Source organism: Halomonas sp. HK25 (genome assembly GCF_047795635.1).
GTDB lineage: Bacteria > Pseudomonadota > Gammaproteobacteria > Pseudomonadales > Halomonadaceae > Halomonas.
This window is the reverse complement of the sequence record NZ_CP181044.1, coordinates 523592-540023: the sequence shown is the minus strand read 5'-3', so window position 1 is coordinate 540023 and position 16432 is coordinate 523592. Positions and strand designations below refer to the sequence as shown.

At 66.3% G+C, this 16432-nt stretch carries 15 protein-coding genes; 9 read left to right on the top strand and 6 right to left on the bottom strand.

Going from position 1 to position 16432, the window contains the following annotated elements; all coding sequences use genetic code 11:
* Window positions 1-7 precede the first annotated feature (7 nt).
* From ACM26W_RS02660 to ACM26W_RS02630, 7 genes are all read left to right on the top strand, one after another.
* Entirely contained in the window at window positions 8-526 is a 519-nt protein-coding gene (locus tag ACM26W_RS02660; RefSeq protein WP_416139329.1) for a TRAP transporter small permease, read from the top strand.
* A 4-nt stretch (window positions 527-530) separates the two neighbouring features.
* Window positions 531-1790, top strand: a complete 1260-nt coding sequence (locus tag ACM26W_RS02655; protein ID WP_416139328.1) for a TRAP transporter large permease — start codon at window positions 531-533, stop codon at window positions 1788-1790.
* A 136-nt stretch (window positions 1791-1926) separates the two neighbouring features.
* Window positions 1927-2397 (top strand): MarR family winged helix-turn-helix transcriptional regulator, encoded by a 471-nt coding sequence (locus ACM26W_RS02650; RefSeq protein WP_416139327.1) that lies wholly within the window; start codon window positions 1927-1929, stop codon window positions 2395-2397.
* A gap of 4 nt (window positions 2398-2401) precedes the next feature.
* Complete coding sequence (locus ACM26W_RS02645) at window positions 2402-3619, top strand: LysR family transcriptional regulator (RefSeq protein WP_416139326.1); 1218 nt, start codon at window positions 2402-2404, stop codon at window positions 3617-3619.
* A 141-nt stretch (window positions 3620-3760) separates the two neighbouring features.
* Window positions 3761-4774 carry a TAXI family TRAP transporter solute-binding subunit gene (locus ACM26W_RS02640; RefSeq protein ID WP_416139325.1) on the top strand — a complete coding sequence of 338 codons (1014 nt, stop codon included), beginning with the start codon at window positions 3761-3763 and terminating at the stop codon, window positions 4772-4774.
* Between the two features lie 64 nt (window positions 4775-4838).
* Window positions 4839-6797: a TRAP transporter permease gene (locus tag ACM26W_RS02635; RefSeq protein ID WP_416139324.1), complete on the top strand. Its 1959-nt coding sequence runs from the start codon at window positions 4839-4841 to the stop codon at window positions 6795-6797.
* Window positions 6794-8356 (top strand): sulfatase, encoded by a 1563-nt coding sequence (locus ACM26W_RS02630; protein WP_416139323.1) that lies wholly within the window; start codon window positions 6794-6796, stop codon window positions 8354-8356. Before ACM26W_RS02635 ends, ACM26W_RS02630 begins: the two co-directional genes overlap by 4 nt.
* 101 nt (window positions 8357-8457) lie before the next feature.
* Here the strand turns inward: ACM26W_RS02630 and ACM26W_RS02625 are convergent, their stop codons facing one another.
* The 3 genes from ACM26W_RS02625 to ACM26W_RS02615 form a co-directional block, all read right to left on the bottom strand.
* Window positions 8458-8616 (bottom strand): hypothetical protein, encoded by a 159-nt coding sequence (locus ACM26W_RS02625; RefSeq protein ID WP_416139322.1) that lies wholly within the window; start codon window positions 8614-8616, stop codon window positions 8458-8460.
* A gap of 180 nt (window positions 8617-8796) precedes the next feature.
* Window positions 8797-9804: a TAXI family TRAP transporter solute-binding subunit gene (locus ACM26W_RS02620; protein WP_416139321.1), complete on the bottom strand. Its 1008-nt coding sequence runs from the start codon at window positions 9802-9804 to the stop codon at window positions 8797-8799.
* Between the two features lie 59 nt (window positions 9805-9863).
* Window positions 9864-11444, bottom strand: a complete 1581-nt coding sequence (locus ACM26W_RS02615) for a sulfatase-like hydrolase/transferase (RefSeq protein ID WP_416139320.1) — start codon at window positions 11442-11444, stop codon at window positions 9864-9866.
* 129 nt (window positions 11445-11573) lie between these two features.
* On the opposite strand from ACM26W_RS02615, the gene ACM26W_RS02610 reads away from it, so the two are divergent.
* On the top strand, window positions 11574-12362 hold the full coding sequence (locus tag ACM26W_RS02610) for a helix-turn-helix domain-containing protein (RefSeq protein WP_416139319.1): 789 nt from the start codon (window positions 11574-11576) through the stop codon (window positions 12360-12362).
* On the opposite strand, the gene ACM26W_RS02605 is transcribed toward ACM26W_RS02610, so the two are convergent.
* The 3 genes from ACM26W_RS02605 to ACM26W_RS02595 all read right to left on the bottom strand — a co-directional run bounded on the left by ACM26W_RS02605 (window position 12363) and on the right by ACM26W_RS02595 (window position 15302).
* Window positions 12363-13118 carry a sulfite exporter TauE/SafE family protein gene (locus ACM26W_RS02605; protein WP_416139318.1) on the bottom strand — a complete coding sequence of 252 codons (756 nt, stop codon included), beginning with the start codon at window positions 13116-13118 and terminating at the stop codon, window positions 12363-12365.
* A gap of 3 nt (window positions 13119-13121) precedes the next feature.
* Window positions 13122-15074, bottom strand: coding sequence for a TRAP transporter permease (locus ACM26W_RS02600; protein ID WP_416139317.1), 1953 nt, complete (start codon window positions 15072-15074; stop codon window positions 13122-13124).
* A gap of 96 nt (window positions 15075-15170) precedes the next feature.
* Window positions 15171-15302 carry a hypothetical protein gene (locus tag ACM26W_RS02595; RefSeq protein ID WP_416139316.1) on the bottom strand — a complete coding sequence of 44 codons (132 nt, stop codon included), beginning with the start codon at window positions 15300-15302 and terminating at the stop codon, window positions 15171-15173.
* Window positions 15303-15445: 143 nt separating this feature from the next.
* On the opposite strand from ACM26W_RS02595, the gene ACM26W_RS02590 reads away from it, so the two are divergent.
* Window positions 15446-16402, top strand: a complete 957-nt coding sequence (locus ACM26W_RS02590; RefSeq protein WP_416139315.1) for a LysR family transcriptional regulator — start codon at window positions 15446-15448, stop codon at window positions 16400-16402.
* The last annotated feature ends 30 nt before the right edge of the window (window positions 16403-16432 follow it).

The window sequence follows — 16432 nt, the reverse complement described above, 5'->3', positions numbered from 1 at the left end:
CCCTCGCATGAACACCCGACACGACACCTGGCTGAGCCGGGCCAGCCATGGGCTGGCCCGGCTGGAGCAGTTCCTCTGCAGCCTGCTGATTGTTGCCTTCGGCGTGCTGCTGATCGCCAATGTCTTCGCCCGCTACGTGCTCAACAGCCCGATCTACTTTGCCAACGAGTTGGCAATCTACATCCTGATCTGGATGGCCTTCCTGGCCATCTCGATTTCGATCCACCAAGACCAGCATGTGCGATTGACCATGCTGGTGGGCCTGCTGCCCGCACCGGCCCAGCGGGCCTGCTACTGGCTGACCGAACTGGTCTGCCTGGCGATCATGGCGGTGATGCTCTGGTATTCCGTCGGCTGGCTTCGCTCGCCCTCGGTCGCCTATGACATCGCCATCACCCTCGACTGGCCCAAGTGGCACTTCTATCTGATCGTGCCGATCTTCTGCGCCACCTCCATCTTCCACCTCATCGCCAGGCTGCCCGACCGCTCACGCACGGTCTTCGCCCTGGCCAGCGACGAGGACTGACCGCATGACGCTCGCCGCCTTTCTGCTCTTCATGCTGCTCGGCATGCCCATCGCCTTCGTGCTGCTGGCTTCGACCTTCACCTTCATCCTCACCTCCGGCAACTATCGCCTGCTCGACAACCTGCCCCAGGTGATCTTCGGCTCCCTGGAGGTGTTCGACCTGCTGGCGATACCGCTCTTCATCCTGCTCGGAGAGATCATGAACGAAGGCGGGATCACGCGGCGGATCATCACCGCGGCGCGCGCCTGGTTCGCATGGGTTCCCCACAGCATCGCCTATGTGTCGCTGACCTCTAACCTGATGCTGGCCTCGATCATGGGCTCGGCCACGGCGCAGATCGCCATCATGAGTCGGGTCATGACGCCGGAGATGGAGCGCGACGGCTACGACAAGGGGTTCGCCGCCGCCCTGACGGCCGGCTCCGGCCTGCTGGGGCCGATCATCCCGCCCTCCATGGTCTTCATCATCTATGGCGTCATCGCCCAGGTCTCGATCGGGGCGATGTTCCTGGGCGGCATCATTCCCGGCCTGGTGTTGTTCGTGTTGATCAGCGGCCTGATCGCCCTGATGGCCGGCCGCGCGAAGAAAGCGGATATCGGTGACAAGAGCCGCATCCCCCTGTGGGGCGCTACGCGAGGTGCTCTGCTCACCCTGATCATCCCGGTGGTCATCGTTGGCGGCATCGCCTTCGGCATCGTTACCCCGACCGAGTCCGCTGCCGCGGCGACCCTGATGGCGCTGATCCTCGGCGGCCTGTTCTTCCGTGAGTTGAGATGGGGACAGTTCCCCGGGGTCCTGATGAGGACGGCGCGCAACACCGCCATCGTGCTGTTCCTGATCGCCGCGGCGAAGGCCTTCGGCTGGGTGCTGGTCTACAACCAGATCCCCCAGCAGGTGGCCGGGCTGATGCAGGGCACTACCGAGAGCCCGCTGGTGTTCATGCTGCTGGTGTTCGTGATGCTGATCGTGGTGGGCATGGTGCTCGACGGCATCGCCGCCCTGATCATCCTGGTGCCGATCCTGCTGCCGGTGGCCCAGCAGAGCTATGGCATCGACCCCATCCACTTCGGCATCGTCACCTGCATGACCCTGAGCCTGGGGCTGCTGACGCCACCGGTGGGCGCCGGTCTCTATGTGGCCTCGGCGATCAGCAACGTCAGTCTTCCGCGCATCACCAAGTGGATCTTCCCCTTCGTGCTGGCGGCCTGCCTGGTCATCCTGCTGACGATCTTCAATCCCTGGCTGGTGAGTGTCTTCCGCTAGCCCACGCCGCGCCCGGGGCCGCCAGCGGATGCCCCGGCCCGCACACTCTGCTAAGTTAGCGCCCGGCCTGGCCGGCTGCTGGATGCTGTCCAGCCCGGCCGGCCAGATTCCTTCCCCCCTCGAAAAGACCGAGACCATGACCGCAGCCCCCTTCTCAGAGGCCAGCCGATTTCCCGGCAACCTGCTCCGGCGCTGCCACCAGATCAGCGTGGCGATCTTCCTGCGCAAGTGTGAGGCCTACGACCTGACCCAGCTGCAGTACATCATCCTCTGCGCACTCGAGGAGAAGGGGCCGATCGATCAGATCACCCTGGGCGGCCATACCGCCCTGGACCGCAACACCGTAGCGGTGGTGGTACGCAAGCTGGAGGAACGCGGTCTGGTCAGCCGACAGCGCAAACCCGAGGACCGCCGCTCCATGCTGGTCACCCTGACCGATGAGGGAAAGCGTCTGCGTTTCGCCGCCGAACCTGCGGTGGACGAGGTCCAGGAGGAGATCCTCGCACCTCTCAGCGAGAGCGAGCGCGAGACCCTGTGCCGACTACTGCAGACCCTGGCCGACGAGAACAACCACCTGAGCCGAGTGCCGGTGCGCCAGGCGGGCTGAGACCATGGATAGCCTGCCCAGCCTGCGCTGCCTGCGTGCCATGACCGCGGTCGCCGAACGCGGCAGCGTGCTCGGCGCCGCCGAGGCCCTCAACCTCTCCCAGCCGGCGGTCTCCCGGGCGATCCGCGACCTGGAGAAGGCCCTCGAGCTGACGCTGTTCGAGCGCCACCACGGCGGCATGCTCTGTACCGAGGCGGGCCAGCTGGTGGCCCACCGCTGCCGCCGCGTCCTCCACCAGTTCGGCCACGCCGAGCGCCAACTGGCCCAGCTAGCGCCCGAGTGCCACGTCCAGCGCCTGGCCCAGCGCCTTTCGCTGCGCCACCTCAGGGTGCTCGTGACCCTAGCCGAGACCCTTAACGAACGCCAGGCCGCCCGGCGCCTGGCGCTCAGCCAGCCCACCGTCAGCGCCAGCCTGCGCGACCAGGAAGGACGCGTCGGTACGCCACTGTTCCTGCGCACCCAGCGGGGACTGATCGCCACCCCCAGTGGCAGCCTGCTGACCCGACACGCCAAGGTGGCCCTGCGCGAGCTGGCGCTGCTGCAGGACGATATCGCCGCCTGGCGGGGTGAAGCCCAGGGGCGGGTGATCATCGGCGCCCTGCCGCTGACCAGCTCCCTGCTGGTGCCACGCGCCGTGGATGCCCTGCTGCGCGAGCGCCCGGGGCTGGACATCACCGTACACGAGGCCACCTATGACGTCCTCTTCGAGGCACTGCGTAACGGCGAGCTCGATGTCCTGGTGGGGGTGCTGCACCGCATCGACCCCGAGGAGGAGATGGCTCAGGAGGTGCTGCTGCACGACCACCTGGTCGCCGTGGGGCGCCCCGGCCATCCGCTGATGGGTCGCCCTGACCTGACCCTGGAGACACTACTCGCCTGGCCCTGGATCGCCCCGCCCCGGGGCAGCCCGGCCCGCCACAGCTTCGACCAGCAGTTCAATACCCTGGGCATCACCCCGCCGACACCGGTGGTGGAGGCCGGCAACCTGGGCGTCATCTGCGACCTGCTGCGCGACAGCGACCGCCTCGCCCTGGTCTCCCCCTACCAGGTCCACTACGAGGTGCAGGACGGGCGTCTCGCCTATCTGCCGCTACGCCTGCAGGGCCCGCCCCGTGCCATCGGCCTGACCATGCGCGAGGACAGCGCTCCCAGCCATGCCCTGCGGGCGCTGTGCAAGGCGCTGCGCGACGTCAGCCGCACCCTCTCACACGTCCCCCGATAGAGAAATCGCATACCCAAGCGGGCGAATGGCATTGGTGGCCCGGCGGCGCTTCCGCTCATACTGGTACCCACGTATGGCGCCGACGACGCCCCCGGTCGCGGCGACGATAACAACCCCACAACGACACGCCCGGAGCCATCCATGACCCTGAAGACGCTGCTCACCACCACCGCACTCGCCAGTGCCCTGGCCTTCACCGCCACCCAGGCACAGGCCCAGGCCCTGCGCGCCGAAAGCGGCAACCCCGCCACCTTCAACTCCCAGCTTGCCACCCTGATGAGTACCCTGGCCGGCCGCGATCACGGCCTCAACATCCAGCTCAGCACCGGCCAGAACCTGGCAATGACCGGCGTCAAGCTGGGCGCGGGGCGCATTGACCTGACCATGATCCCTACCGAGCTCTACGGCTACATGGGAGAGGGCTCCCGCATGTACGGCGAGATGGGCGACCAGGCCATCCAGGCGGCAGACAACCTGCGCTCGCTGTTCGGCTTCGTCCACGGCGCCTACCATGTGTTCACCTGGGCCGACAGCGGCATCGAGAGCTGGGACGACATCGCCGGCAAGAACGTCTATATCGGACCCGCGGCCAGCGCCGCCAGCAACGCCATCGAACAGGTCATTCACGCCAACACCGGCATGCGGCCCAACGAGGGCTATCGCGCGGTGACCCTCGGCTGGGGCGGCTCCGGCCAGGCCTTCAATGACGGCCAGGTGGATGTGATGGTCAGTGCTCCGCGGATTGGCTCCGCGGCCATCGAGCAGTATTCGCTGGTCAACCCGGTCCGCTTCCTCGGCATGACCGAGGAAGGACTGAAGAGCGAGTCCTGGCAGGAGCTGATGGCCACGCCCGGCATGCTGTCAGTGGAGATCCCCAACGACACCTATGCCAACACCGTCAACGAGGAGGAGACCCTCACCCTGCTGGCCTTCACCATGATGGCGCTGGTTAACCAGAGTCTCGACGAGGAGACCGCCTACCAGTTGACCCGCACGGTGTGGGACAACATCGACGAGATCCGCGACTCCAGCCCGATCTTCGCCGACCTCACGATCGAGGATGCCCTCATCGGTGTCGATGCTCCCCTGCACCCGGGCGCCTACCGCTACTACCAGGAGCGCGAGATCGAGGTGCCCCCGCATCTGATCCCCTGAGTCGATGGCCCCGGCACTTCTGCCGGGGCCCCGCTCCCCTGCCCCGTCGCGACAGGTAGTCCCCATGACCCGCACCCTTTTCCCGCTCTCAGAGGTTCGCCTCCGGCAGAGCCTGGCCTATGCCGTTGGCCTCATCATCGCCTTGCTGGGCCTGGTCAACAGCATACCGAGCTTCGGCCCGATCCCGCGCCTGGGGCCCTTCGGCTACGAGTATATGCACCCGCTGATGCTGGGCCTGGCCTGCCTGGCGGTGGTCGCCCGCGAGACGCTGCTGAAGACGCCCGCCGGCGCCGGCCCACTCTGGCGCCTGGCCGGCAGCCTGGTTGACATCGTCGTTATGGCCGCGCTGATCGTGGCTCTGCATGACTACTACATCACCATGGAGCGCCTCAAGGGCGGGCTCTTCTTCTTCGATGCCGCCCATGCCTGGACGGCGCTGGCCGGCGTGGTGGCCCTGATGCTGATCTGCCTGCGCCTGTGGGGAGTGGCACTGACCGCCGTGGGAGTGGTGGCGCTGCTCTACTTCTATACCGGCCACCACTGGCCGGGGCTGTTCCGCATGGCCCCCATCGACGTCATCGAGGGCACCGCCGATACCCTCTGGTACAACAGCACCAACGGCGTGCTGGGCTCACTGCTGGCCATCGTCATCAACACCATCCTACCCTTCATCCTGCTCGGCGCCCTCCTCGAGGGCAGCGGCGCCGGCGGGTCGATGATCAAGGTCTCGCTGCACGCCTTCCGGCGGGCCCGGGGCGGCCCGGCCCACGCCGCCATCCTCTCCTCGGGCCTCTTCGGTTCGGTATCGGGCAGCGCCGTGGCCAATGTGGTGGGCACCGGGGTGATCACCATCCCGATGATCCGTCGCCGCGGCTTCTCGCCCGCCTTCGCCGGGGGCGTCGAGGCCACCGCCTCCAGCGGCGGCCAGATCATGCCGCCGATCATGGGAGCCGCGGCCCTGGTGATGGCCGACTTCACCGGCATCTCCTACCTGACCATCATCGTCGCGGCGATGATCCCCGCCCTCTTCTACTACGGCTCGCTGTTCGCCGCCGTGGTCTACGAAGCGCGTCGCCTGGGCATCGAGAGCCGGCCGGTCGATATCGACCCCGCCGACCTGCCCCACCGCCAGGACTTCATCAACCTGATCATGGTCTTCGTGCCGCTGACGGTGGTGGTGGTCGCCTTGATCTACGGCTTCTCACCGGCTGGTGCCGGCACCCTGGCGCTCTTCTCCGTGGTGCCGCTGAGCCTGGCACTCAACCCGGCGATCCGCCGCTCGCCCCTGACGCTGGTCCATGCCCTGTCCCGGGGCGGCAACAGCTTCGCCACCCTGCTGATCGCGGTGGGCGTCGTCGGCATCATCGTTGGCGTCCTCGCCGCCACCGGCCTGCCGATCAAGTTCGCCCAGGTGATCGGCGCCTCGACCGGGGGCAGCCTGCTGGTCTCGCTGCTGATGGCCATGATGGCGGCACTCGTACTGGGCATGGGCATGCCGACCCTGCCGGCCTACTTGACCATCATCCTGATCATGGGCCCGGCCATGCTGCGCCTGGGCCTGGAGCCGCTGGTCGCCCACATGTTCGTCTTCTACTTCGGGGTCGCCTCGGCGATCACCCCGCCGGTGGCGGTGGCGGCCTTCGCGGCGGCTTCTATCAGCGGGGCCTCGCCGCTGCGCACCGCCCTGGAGGCGACCCGCATCGGCCTGGTGATCTTCCTGCTGCCCTTCACCTTCGCCTTCTACCCGGAGCTCTTGCTGGTGCCGGAGGCCGGCGGCTCGGGGGCCTGGTACGACATGGCCTCGATCCTGCTGCGTCTGTCGCTCGCGGTGCTGCTGATCGCCTCGGGGCTGGCCTTCCACGACCGCTGCCGCCTGTCGCTGGCCGAGGCCGCCCTGCGGGTGGGGCTGGCCATCGCCATGCTGGTCACCCTCCCGCTGGTGCACTGGCCGGCCTTCTTCCTCGGTGTCGCCCTGCTGGTGCTGCACCGCCAAACCAGTCTCAAGAAGGGAGCCCTGGCATGACCTGCAGACCCAACTTCCTGTTCATCATCACCGACCAGCAGCGTGCCGACTACCTGGGCTGCATGGGGCATCCCCTGCTGAAGACGCCCCATATCGATGGCCTGGCGGCGCGGGGGACCCGCTTCGAGGAGTTCCACACGGCCAGCCCGGTGTGCATGCCCAATCGTGCCTCCCTGATCACCGGCCGCTACCCCAGCGTGCACGGCCTGCGCAAGAACGGCCTGCACCTGCCCGGGCACAACAGCACCTTCGTCGAGGCGCTGCGCCTGGAGGGCTACCACACGGCGCTGATCGGCAAGTCCCACCTGCAGCCCTTCACCGGCCGCGAGGTCCCGCAACACAACCCGGCGGCCGGGGCCCGGGTGCCAGACGCTCACCAGGAGAGCGCCGAGGACTGGCGCAACGAGGAGCCAGAGCGCTGGAGTGGCGAGGCGGACTACCGCGTCGCGCTGCCCTACTACGGCTTCGAGCATGCCGATATCGTCACCCGACACGGCGACCAGTGCGGCGGCCACTACGACCAGTGGCTGCGCCGCCGGGTCGAGGCACCGGAACGCCTGCAGGGCCCGGCCCATCAGCTGCCCCACGACTATATCTGCCCCCAGGCCTACCGCAGCGCCCTGCCAGAGGAGCTGCACCCCACCCGCTACGTGGAGCGCCAGGCCTGCGACTACCTGGCCTCGCGCCAGGGCGAGGAGGCGCCCTTCTTCGCCTTCGTCTCCTTCCCCGATCCCCACCACCCCTTCTGTCCGCCGGGGAAATACTGGGATCGCTACGATCCAGACGACTTCGAGGTGGAGCTGCCTTATGACGCCCACCACAACCCGCCCCCGCACCTGCGCTTCGTCGCCGAACAGTACCACCGGGGGGAGCGCAACGCGCGCACCGAGAAGGCCTTCATGGCAAGCGACAGGGAGATCCGCGAGGCCATGGCCCTGACCTGCGGCATGATCGGCATGATCGATGATGCCGTGGGACAACTGCTGGCGAGCCTCGAGGCCAACGGCCTGGCCGAGGACACGGTGGTGATCTTCACCAGCGACCACGGCGACTACATGGGGGACTTCAACCTGCTGCTCAAGGGCCCCGCGCCGTTGCGCAGCATCACCCGGGTCCCGCTGATCTGGGCCGAGCCCGGGCAGGGCGAGGCGCGCCGGACCGCCGCCCTGACCTCGGCCATCGACATGGCCCCGACGATCCTCGAACGAGCGGGCGTTACCCCCTACCACGGCATCCAGGGCACCAGCCTGCTGCCCCTGCTACAGGGCGAGGCCTGGGAGCGTCGATCACTGCTGATCGAGCACGAGGACAACATCGCCCACTGGGGCTTCGAGCGGCCGGCTCAATCGCGCACCCTGTTACAGGACGGCTACCGCCTGACGCTCTACCAAGACCAGGAGTGGTGCGAGCTATACCACCTGGAGTGCGATCCCCATGAGACCCGCAATCTCTGGAACGACCCCGACTACCGGGTGCAGCGTCACGCCCTGACCGAGGCGCTGCTGCGTCAGATGCTTGCCGCCAGCGAGACGAGTCCCTGGCCCAAGCGGATTGCATGAGCCAGCCCTCACCCCATAACGAGAAGAGCCAGCGCAGTGCGCTGGCTCTTCTCGTTGTGTCATGTTGTCGGCCTGCCTTGAGCCAAGCACGACTTCTCCCATTAGATATAGAAGTGGTTGCGTAAGCGGGCCTGGTGCTGACGGTAGGCGCTCTCGGTCATCCGCTCGAGCAGCCGATAGGCCACCAGGCCGATACGCTTGATCAGGGAGGCCTGGGGAGCGGCGGTGGTCGCGTCGTAGGCGAGAGTCTGGGTGGTCATGGCGTTAGCAACCTGTCAGTTCGTGAGGATGCTAACAGTATATCTACTTCTTAGACTTTAGTCCAATTCGTTCGTCTATGGTCGTATATGACTGCTCGATCGATCCGATGCGATGACACCCCGAGCCCCCGCCGGATGGCAGGGGCTCGGGGTGCGGGCAGGCGGTAAACGAAGCGCAGCCTACTCCAGCAGGTGCTCGGGGATCTCCAGGCCGGCGTCCCGATAGTACTTCACCGCGCCGGGATGCAGGGGGGCGTTGAGACCGATGAAGGGGTCGTCGGTATTCAAGGCTCTCAACATGGCATTACCAGCCTTCATCTCGTCCAGGTTCTCCCAGTAGGCCCGGGTGTAGCCGTAGGCCACCTCGTCGGGCATGGTAGCGTTCACCGCCATGTAGATGATATTGGCCGAGGTCAGGACATCCTCGTCACTGTTGATTTGGCCCGAGTAGGTGCCCGCCGGAATGGTCCCGTGGGTGGTGGCGGTCTCTTCGGTATAGGCCCTCCACTCATCAGACTCGATCAGCTCCTCGGCAATGCCCAGCAGGCGAATCTCGCGCTGCAGACTGAGTTCATTGAGCGACTGCTGGCCCACCGGCGAGGAGAGCACCAACACATCGAACTGGCCGTCCTGGAACGCCTGGGTGGCCGCGCCCCAAGGGATACGCACGGTGTCATAGTCCTCGTCCGCCACCAACCCGGTTTCCAGCTCGATCATGCCGATGATCATCTGTGCCGCCGCTCCCCCGGGAGGACCGACATAGACCCGTTTTCCCGCCACATCGTGCCAGCGCTCGACGCCGGCGTCCGCCCAGGTCACGGCATGGAAGATACCGCCCGGCAGGCCGAACAGGGAGCGCAGGTTCTCGGACAAGTCCCTCGCCCGGTCGCCGTGAGCCTCGAAGGGTCCCGAGGCCTCGCGCATCATCTTTACGACCGGCGGCACCACGAAGGTGGAGTCGGCCTGCCCGGCGGCCACCTTCATGGCCGAGCGGGTCAAGCCCTGTCCCAGAATCACCTCCAGGCTGATGCCTTCACTCTCGGTGTACTGGGCCAGGGCCTGAACCAGGGTGCCCGACTGGGAACCCGGGCCGGCGGCCTCAACGCTGATGCTGGCCGCCTGGGCCAGCGTCCCCAGGGAGAGCCCCGCGGCCAGCAGGCCGGTGGCAAACAAGTGGCGTGATGTCATGTTGATACCTTCATTGTCATTGTTGGATGGTCGGCTGAGCGGCAGGTGCCCCGATGGCACTACCAGACGCCGTAGAGGATGCCGCGCTTGTGGTGAATGTCGGTGTTCTGCTCGACGCTCTCATGGCTGACGGTGGTGCGCAGCCGGCGTGCCTTGAACCATTCGTTGAGCGCCGCCTCCAGTTCACTGCGCACCGCGCGATGGGCGTCGCGATGGGCCAGGTCCTCGAGCTCGCCGGGATCGCTCGCCAGGTCGAAAAGCTGCGGGGGGTGGTTGGCGTAGTGCAGGTACTTCCAGCGCCCGTCGGTGACCATAAAGGCGCGCGCCTCGTCCGGGGCCAGACCCAGTTCGCGACGCGCCGGGCGCCAGGCGTAGTCCGCCTCGCTGAAGGCATACTGCCGCCATGCAAGGTCGCTCTGTCCCTGGATCAGCGGCGTGAGCGAGCGTCCCTCCAGCACATGATCCAGGGCCCGGCTGTCGCCACCGGCATAGTCAACGAAGGTGGGCACCAGGTCGATGGCCTCCACGAGCTGGTCGTTGCGGCTGCCGCGGGTGGTGTCGGCGTTGCGCCTTGGGTCCACCACGATCATCGGGATCCGCGCGCTGGGTTCGTGGAACAGCTCCTTCTCGCCTAGCCAGTGGTCGCCCAGGTAGTCGCCATGGTCCGAGGTGATCACGATCACGGTGTCGTCGCGTAGGCCCTTGGCCTCGAGGAAGTCAACCAGCCGGCCGATATGGTCGTCGAGCTGGGTGACCAGCCCCATATAGGTAGGGATCACCCGCTCGCGCACCGCGTCGCGGGAAAACTCGATCGACTCGCCGTGGCTCATGAAGGCTTCGATCACCGGATGGGGGCGCTCGCGCTCGGCGTCGCTACGCACTGCGGGGAGGATATCCTCGGGGCCGTAAAGGTCGTGGTAGGGCGCCGGGGCCATATAGGGCCAGTGGGGCTTGATATAGCTGAGGTGCAGGCACCAGGGCTGCTCGCCGGCGTTCTCGATGAAGTCCATGGCGCGCTTCGTGGTGTAGGCGGTCTCGGAGTGTTCCTCCTTGACCCGCGCCGGCAGGTGGCTGTGGCGCATGTACCAGCCACTCAGGACCTTCCCGTCTTCGCCCTCCGCCGAGTTGGCAGCGCTGTGCCAGGGGTTGTCGCCCTCATAGCCCTGGTCGCGCAGGTAGCGGTTGTAGGGCAGGTCAGGGTTGGCCAGCTGGTCGGGATGCAGGCCGTCGTCGCGTTCAAAGGGCTCGAAGCCGCACTGACTGACCAGCACGCCGCGCGAGGAGTCGGGGTCGATCCCCAGATGCGCCATGCCGTCGTCATCACGTTTCATATGGGTCTTGCCGACCAGGCCGACGCGGTAGCCATGGGGGCGCAGGTAGTCGCCAAGGGTGCGCTCATCGACGCGCAGCGGCACGCCGTTGTAGCTAGCGCCGTGGCTGGCGGCGTAGCGACCAGTATAGAAGGACATCCGCGAAGGGCCACACACCGGGGCCTGGCAATAGGCGCGGCTGAAGTTGACGCCACGTACCGCCAAGGCGTCGATATGCGGCGTGCGAATGCTCGGATGGCCATTGCAGCCGAGATAATCGGCGCGCAGCTGGTCGGCCATGATAAACAGTAGGTTGGGCGGTCGGGTCATGGGTTACTCCAGTAAAGCCTAATCCTTTCAATTATTGGTCTTGTTAACGACCATACCTCACTCTCCATTGACAGCGCCCCCACCGGCAACCAAACATTTCAGCAGACGAAACGCTACGGAGCCGCCGACATGACCCAGCGCATCCGCGCCCTGGCCCGGGGCCTGCAGGTGGTCAGCGCCATCAGCGGCGCCGAGACGCCGCTCGCGCTGGTCGACCTGCACCGCCGGACCGGCATCGACAAGGCGACCCTGCTGCGCATCCTGGCCACCCTGGAGGACGAGGGCTGGGTCTATCGTGGCATGAGCGACCAGCGCTACCGCCTGACCTGCCGAATTCAGGCCCTGGGCGAGTCTCTGGACGTCGACGACAGCATCGCCGAGATCGCCACCCCGGTGCTGGACGCACTGCAGAAGGAGCTGATCTGGCCATCGGACATCTCCGTCTACGACGGCGAGGGCATGGTGATCATCGAGACCTCGCGGCGCCGCAGTCCCCTCATTCCCAACCGCGAGCTGCTGGGCTATCACCCCTCCATGCTGCTGTCGGGCATCGGGCGGGTCTATCTGGCCTACAGCGATGCGCGCCGCCGCGAGCAGATCCTCGAGCGGATTCGCCGACGAGGCGGTCATGAGGCGGAGCTGGCCAGCGATCGCCACTATGTGGAGAACCTGGTCGCGACGGTGCTGGAGGCAGGCTATGCCCTACGCGACCCGGTCCTTGGCCACTTCGAGGCCGAGGAAGAGGTCATGGGCATGGCGGTCCCGATTCTGGCCCATGGCGAGATCCAGGCGAGCCTCAGCCTGGTCTGGCTACCGGCGCTCCAGGCCCCCGACACGGCCATTCCCCGTTTCCACCGCCGGCTCCGCCAGGCCGCCGAGGCGCTCTCGACGCGCTTTCTCGAACAGGGAATCTACTGATCAGACCAGAAGGAGGTCGTAGGTCATGTTGAGCAGCGAGACGCCGATCAGGGTGTAGACCAGGGTGCTGACGGCACGGCTCGACAGCCGGGCGACCAGGGGCCGCCCCAGCATCACGCCCAGGCCTCCGCCCAGAGTCACCAGCAGGGCGAGCGTCGGCGCGAGATGCCCGCCGCCGCCGAAAACCAGGCCTGTGCAGGCCGACAGCAGCAGGCCGATGACCGTCGAGGTGCCCACTACCACCTTGATATCGGCGCCGCTCATGGCCCGCAGGGTCGGCACGATCAACACGCCGCCGCCCACCCCGGTGGCGCCCACCATGGCCCCGCAGGCCAAGGGCATCAGCCCGCCAAGCCACTGGCCGACATGCTGCAACACCTGGGGCCGGAAGCTGACCAGCACCGCGAAGCCGGCGGCGGCCAGCACGGCCAGCTTGAGGCCATGCTGCACCCCCGCCCCCCAGGGTGTCTGGAGTAGAGCGGTAATCAACAAGGCAAGGAGCAGGCAGCTGGGCACCGCCCAGCGCGAGAAGCGCTTGAACAGCGCCCAGTCGACGCGGCTGTCGCGGCCATGGGCATAGGTGGCCACCAGCTTGATCAGCACCGAGACCAGGCTGGCGGTGCCCACCGCCGTGGCCGGGGCCACGCCGAACAGCAGCATCATGCCCGGCACCATGATCACCCCGGCGCCCACCCCGGAGAGCAGGATCAACAGGCCGCAGAGGACTCCGAACAGCAGGGCCGTGGCTTCGAACATCGCTCAGCCCCCCTGCACGGCCTGGCTGCCGCCGGGCTTCACCGGCAGCCGGGCGTGTAGCACGATCATGCCTAGCCCGATCGCCAGGCCCAGGAGGCTGACCAAGGGATAGGGCGAGAGCAGGGCCACAGCCGCGGCGAAGCGCACCCCAGCCTCGGGCAGGGCGATCCACTGCCGGTCGAAGCGGGCCAGTGCCGAGGCGGTGAGGTAGAGCGCCAGGGCCAGCTGCACGATCATCCACAGGTAGGCAGCCAGGCTGAAGTCGGCACCGGCGGCGCCCACCGTCAGCATGATCGGGTTATAGACGAAGGCGAAGGGGATCAGGAAGAGCATTGCCGCGATGCGCGTACTGGTCACCGCAGTGGCCATGGGTTTACCACCGGATATGGCCGCCGCCGCATAGGCGGCGATGGCCACCGGGGGCGTGATGACCGAGGCGATACCGAAGAAGAACACGAACATGTGGGCAGTGAGCAGCTCCAGGCCGAAGGCCTGCAGGGTCGGCCCCATGACCACGATGATGGCAATGTAGGCCGGCAGGGTCGGCATCCCCATGCCCAACACGATGCAGCCCAAGGCCGTGATCAGCAAGGCGGCGAACAGCGAGTAGTCCGAGGCCCCGGAGAGCAGCACGGCAAACTTGGAGGGGATACCGGTGGCCGACAGGGTGGCGACGATGATGCCGACCACGGCAATGGCCATAGTCAGTCGCGCAATGGTAATTCCACCTTCCGACAGGGCCGTCAGCAGGCGCTGGGGATGACGCCTGATACTCGGGTTGATCAGGCTGAGCGGGATCAGGGCGAAGATCGCCGTGATGGAAGCGCCGGCCGGCGAGGCCCCGCCGATCAGCAGATAGACGATAATCGCCAGCGGCGCCACGATCAGCAGCAGGTTGAGCCAGTCCTGCAGGGCCACTGGCTCGGCCACTTCGTCCTCATTGGCAGCGACACCGAGTTTGCGCGCCTCAAAATAGACCGCCAAAAAGAGGCTGAGATAGTAGGCAATGGCGGGAATTAGCACGGCGGTGATGACGGTCAGGTAGCTGACCCCCACATAGTCGGCCATCACCAGGGCCGCAGCGCCCATGATCGGCGGCAGGATCTGGCCGCCGGCCGAGGCGCTGGCCTCCAGGCCACCGGCGAAGTTGCCGGAAAAGCCACGCCGCCGGATCATCGGAATGGTGACCACGCCAGTGCCCACTACATTGGCCACCGCACTACCCGATACGGTGCCGAACATGCCCGAGGCGATGATCGCCGAATAGGCCGGACCACCACGGAACTGGCGCATCAGCGAGAAGGAGATACGGATCATCGAGCCGCCGGCGCCACAGCCATCCAGCACGGCCCCCAGGATGATGAAGGGCAGCACGGTGCTCAGGATGATGCCGAAGATGCTGCCGAGCACGCCATTGTCGGCGCCGAACCAAAGATTCTCGGCCAGCTTGTCGAGGATGTCGCCACCGCTGGTCTGCATCGCCCCGGGCCAGTGGTGACCAGTGGCCAGGTAGAGGAAAGCCAGGATACCGATGATGGCGATCGGCGCACCCCACAGCCGCCAGCAGGTGATGATGGCCACCGTCACCCCGATGACGGCGATCACGGCATCCCGCAGGCCGAAGAAGACAATGGAATGGATCATCTCCATGCCGACTTCGTAGTAGCGATAGCAGCTGTAGAGCACGGCCAACCACAGCACGACATCGACCAGGACGCGCAGCGGGGTGAGGCGCTTTCCACTCTCCAGGATCTCCTTCCAGCAGAAGACGAAGGCGATGGTGACACAGAGGGCAAAGAAGGTGGGGCGGAACCACTCCAGGGAGAAAGGACCGATCCGCGGCAGCATCTGATAGCCCGGCATGACGTTGGCGAGTCCCAGCAGGGCGACGATGCCGCCGAGCACCCAGAGCAGGAGGCCGAGGCGTCCTGACCAGCGTGTATTGTTAGTTGTCATAATCGTCATCTCGGCGAGGTAGAGGCGGAGTGAGCATGGCCGGCACCCAAGGCCGCCAGGCGACAGCGGTCACCCCGGCACCGGCGAATCCGGGCGTCATTCGGCGCGCAGCGGCTCGGGGATCTCGATGCCCTGCTCCCGGTAGTAGTGGGCGGCGCCGGGTGCAGGATTTGCCGATGCCCCTGCGGCGCTGGCCCAGAGGGCCAGGGAAATTCCAAGGATTCTCATGCGCATTGTTGTGATACCTATTTATCGATGAGTAAACGAAATGTGCTCCTGCCTATCATGCCCCAGGCCTTGCGATTCCAAAAATTCCTTCTTACTATCTTTGAACAAAGTTTTTGAATACATGTAGCGACGAGGACGCCGCCATGGAAGCCAAGCATCTGATGCAACTGGCCATCGTTCTGGACTGCGGCTCCATCAGCCGGGCCGCCGGCAAGCTGCATATCAGCCAGCCGACCCTGACCAAGAACATGCAGACGCTGGAGATGCAGGCAGGTGAACCCCTCTTCACTCGCAGTCGCCATGGCGTACGCCATACGACCCTTGGCGGCATGCTGGCCAGGGAGGGGCGCGCCATTGCCAAGTCGGTGTGGGCTGCCGAACAGTCCGCCACTTGCTTCGGCCTGGGCATGCAAACCGAGCTGCGCATCGGGGTTGGCCCCTTGGTGGCCAGCCTCTTGATGCACACCGTCACCGAGTCACTGCTGCACCACCACCCGAACCTGTCGCTGCTGATCCGGGTGGACACGCCCTACCGGCTGTTCGAGCAGATCAACGACGATGAGCTGGACATCGCCGTGGCGCCTACGATGGTCTCGGCCAGCCAGGAGCTCGACCGGATCACGCTCTTCGAGGACCGCCTGGCCATCTTCGCCTCTCGCCATCACCCCCTGGCCCAGCAGGAGCGGGTCGAGATCGACGACCTGAGCGGCTACCCCTGGATCAATATCGCCACCTATGCCAAGTTCGAAGAGTCGCCGGTGGAGCGCCTGCAGAAGGCCGGCCTCAAACAGGTGAATACCCATATCACCCTGGCCGGGGACGCCATGATCTGCCTGAACATCCTGCCCACCGGCGACTACCTCAGCATCATGCCCAAGCGCGTCACCGATATCGCCGCCCCGCGCTTCGGCCTGCAGAGCCTGCCCGTGGAGGCCGACTTCGGCGAGCGCAACATGCACCTCTGGCACCCCCCCGCCCTGGCCGGCGATGCCATGCTGGACGCCGTGGCCCGCGCCTTCATGGCGACGCTGGAGGCGGCCACTGCCACACAGCCAACGGAAAAAGGCTCGGCAGGCGCCATGCCTGCCGAGCCAAGGTAAAGTGGACCCCATCCTCAGGACCACCTGACA

Coding starts and splice junctions, on each gene's coding strand:
- ACM26W_RS02660 (WP_416139329.1), top strand. CDS start 8: ATGAACACCCGACACGACACCTGGCTGAGCCGGGCCAGCCATGGGCTG.
- ACM26W_RS02655 (WP_416139328.1), top strand. CDS start 531: ATGACGCTCGCCGCCTTTCTGCTCTTCATGCTGCTCGGCATGCCCATC.
- ACM26W_RS02650 (WP_416139327.1), top strand. CDS start 1,927: ATGACCGCAGCCCCCTTCTCAGAGGCCAGCCGATTTCCCGGCAACCTG.
- ACM26W_RS02645 (WP_416139326.1), top strand. CDS start 2,402: ATGGATAGCCTGCCCAGCCTGCGCTGCCTGCGTGCCATGACCGCGGTC.
- ACM26W_RS02640 (WP_416139325.1), top strand. CDS start 3,761: ATGACCCTGAAGACGCTGCTCACCACCACCGCACTCGCCAGTGCCCTG.
- ACM26W_RS02635 (WP_416139324.1), top strand. CDS start 4,839: ATGACCCGCACCCTTTTCCCGCTCTCAGAGGTTCGCCTCCGGCAGAGC.
- ACM26W_RS02630 (WP_416139323.1), top strand. CDS start 6,794: ATGACCTGCAGACCCAACTTCCTGTTCATCATCACCGACCAGCAGCGT.
- ACM26W_RS02625 (WP_416139322.1), bottom strand. CDS start 8,616: ATGACCACCCAGACTCTCGCCTACGACGCGACCACCGCCGCTCCCCAG.
- ACM26W_RS02620 (WP_416139321.1), bottom strand. CDS start 9,804: ATGACATCACGCCACTTGTTTGCCACCGGCCTGCTGGCCGCGGGGCTC.
- ACM26W_RS02615 (WP_416139320.1), bottom strand. CDS start 11,444: ATGACCCGACCGCCCAACCTACTGTTTATCATGGCCGACCAGCTGCGC.
- ACM26W_RS02610 (WP_416139319.1), top strand. CDS start 11,574: ATGACCCAGCGCATCCGCGCCCTGGCCCGGGGCCTGCAGGTGGTCAGC.
- ACM26W_RS02605 (WP_416139318.1), bottom strand. CDS start 13,118: ATGTTCGAAGCCACGGCCCTGCTGTTCGGAGTCCTCTGCGGCCTGTTG.
- ACM26W_RS02600 (WP_416139317.1), bottom strand. CDS start 15,074: ATGACAACTAACAATACACGCTGGTCAGGACGCCTCGGCCTCCTGCTC.
- ACM26W_RS02595 (WP_416139316.1), bottom strand. CDS start 15,302: ATGAGAATCCTTGGAATTTCCCTGGCCCTCTGGGCCAGCGCCGCAGGG.
- ACM26W_RS02590 (WP_416139315.1), top strand. CDS start 15,446: ATGGAAGCCAAGCATCTGATGCAACTGGCCATCGTTCTGGACTGCGGC.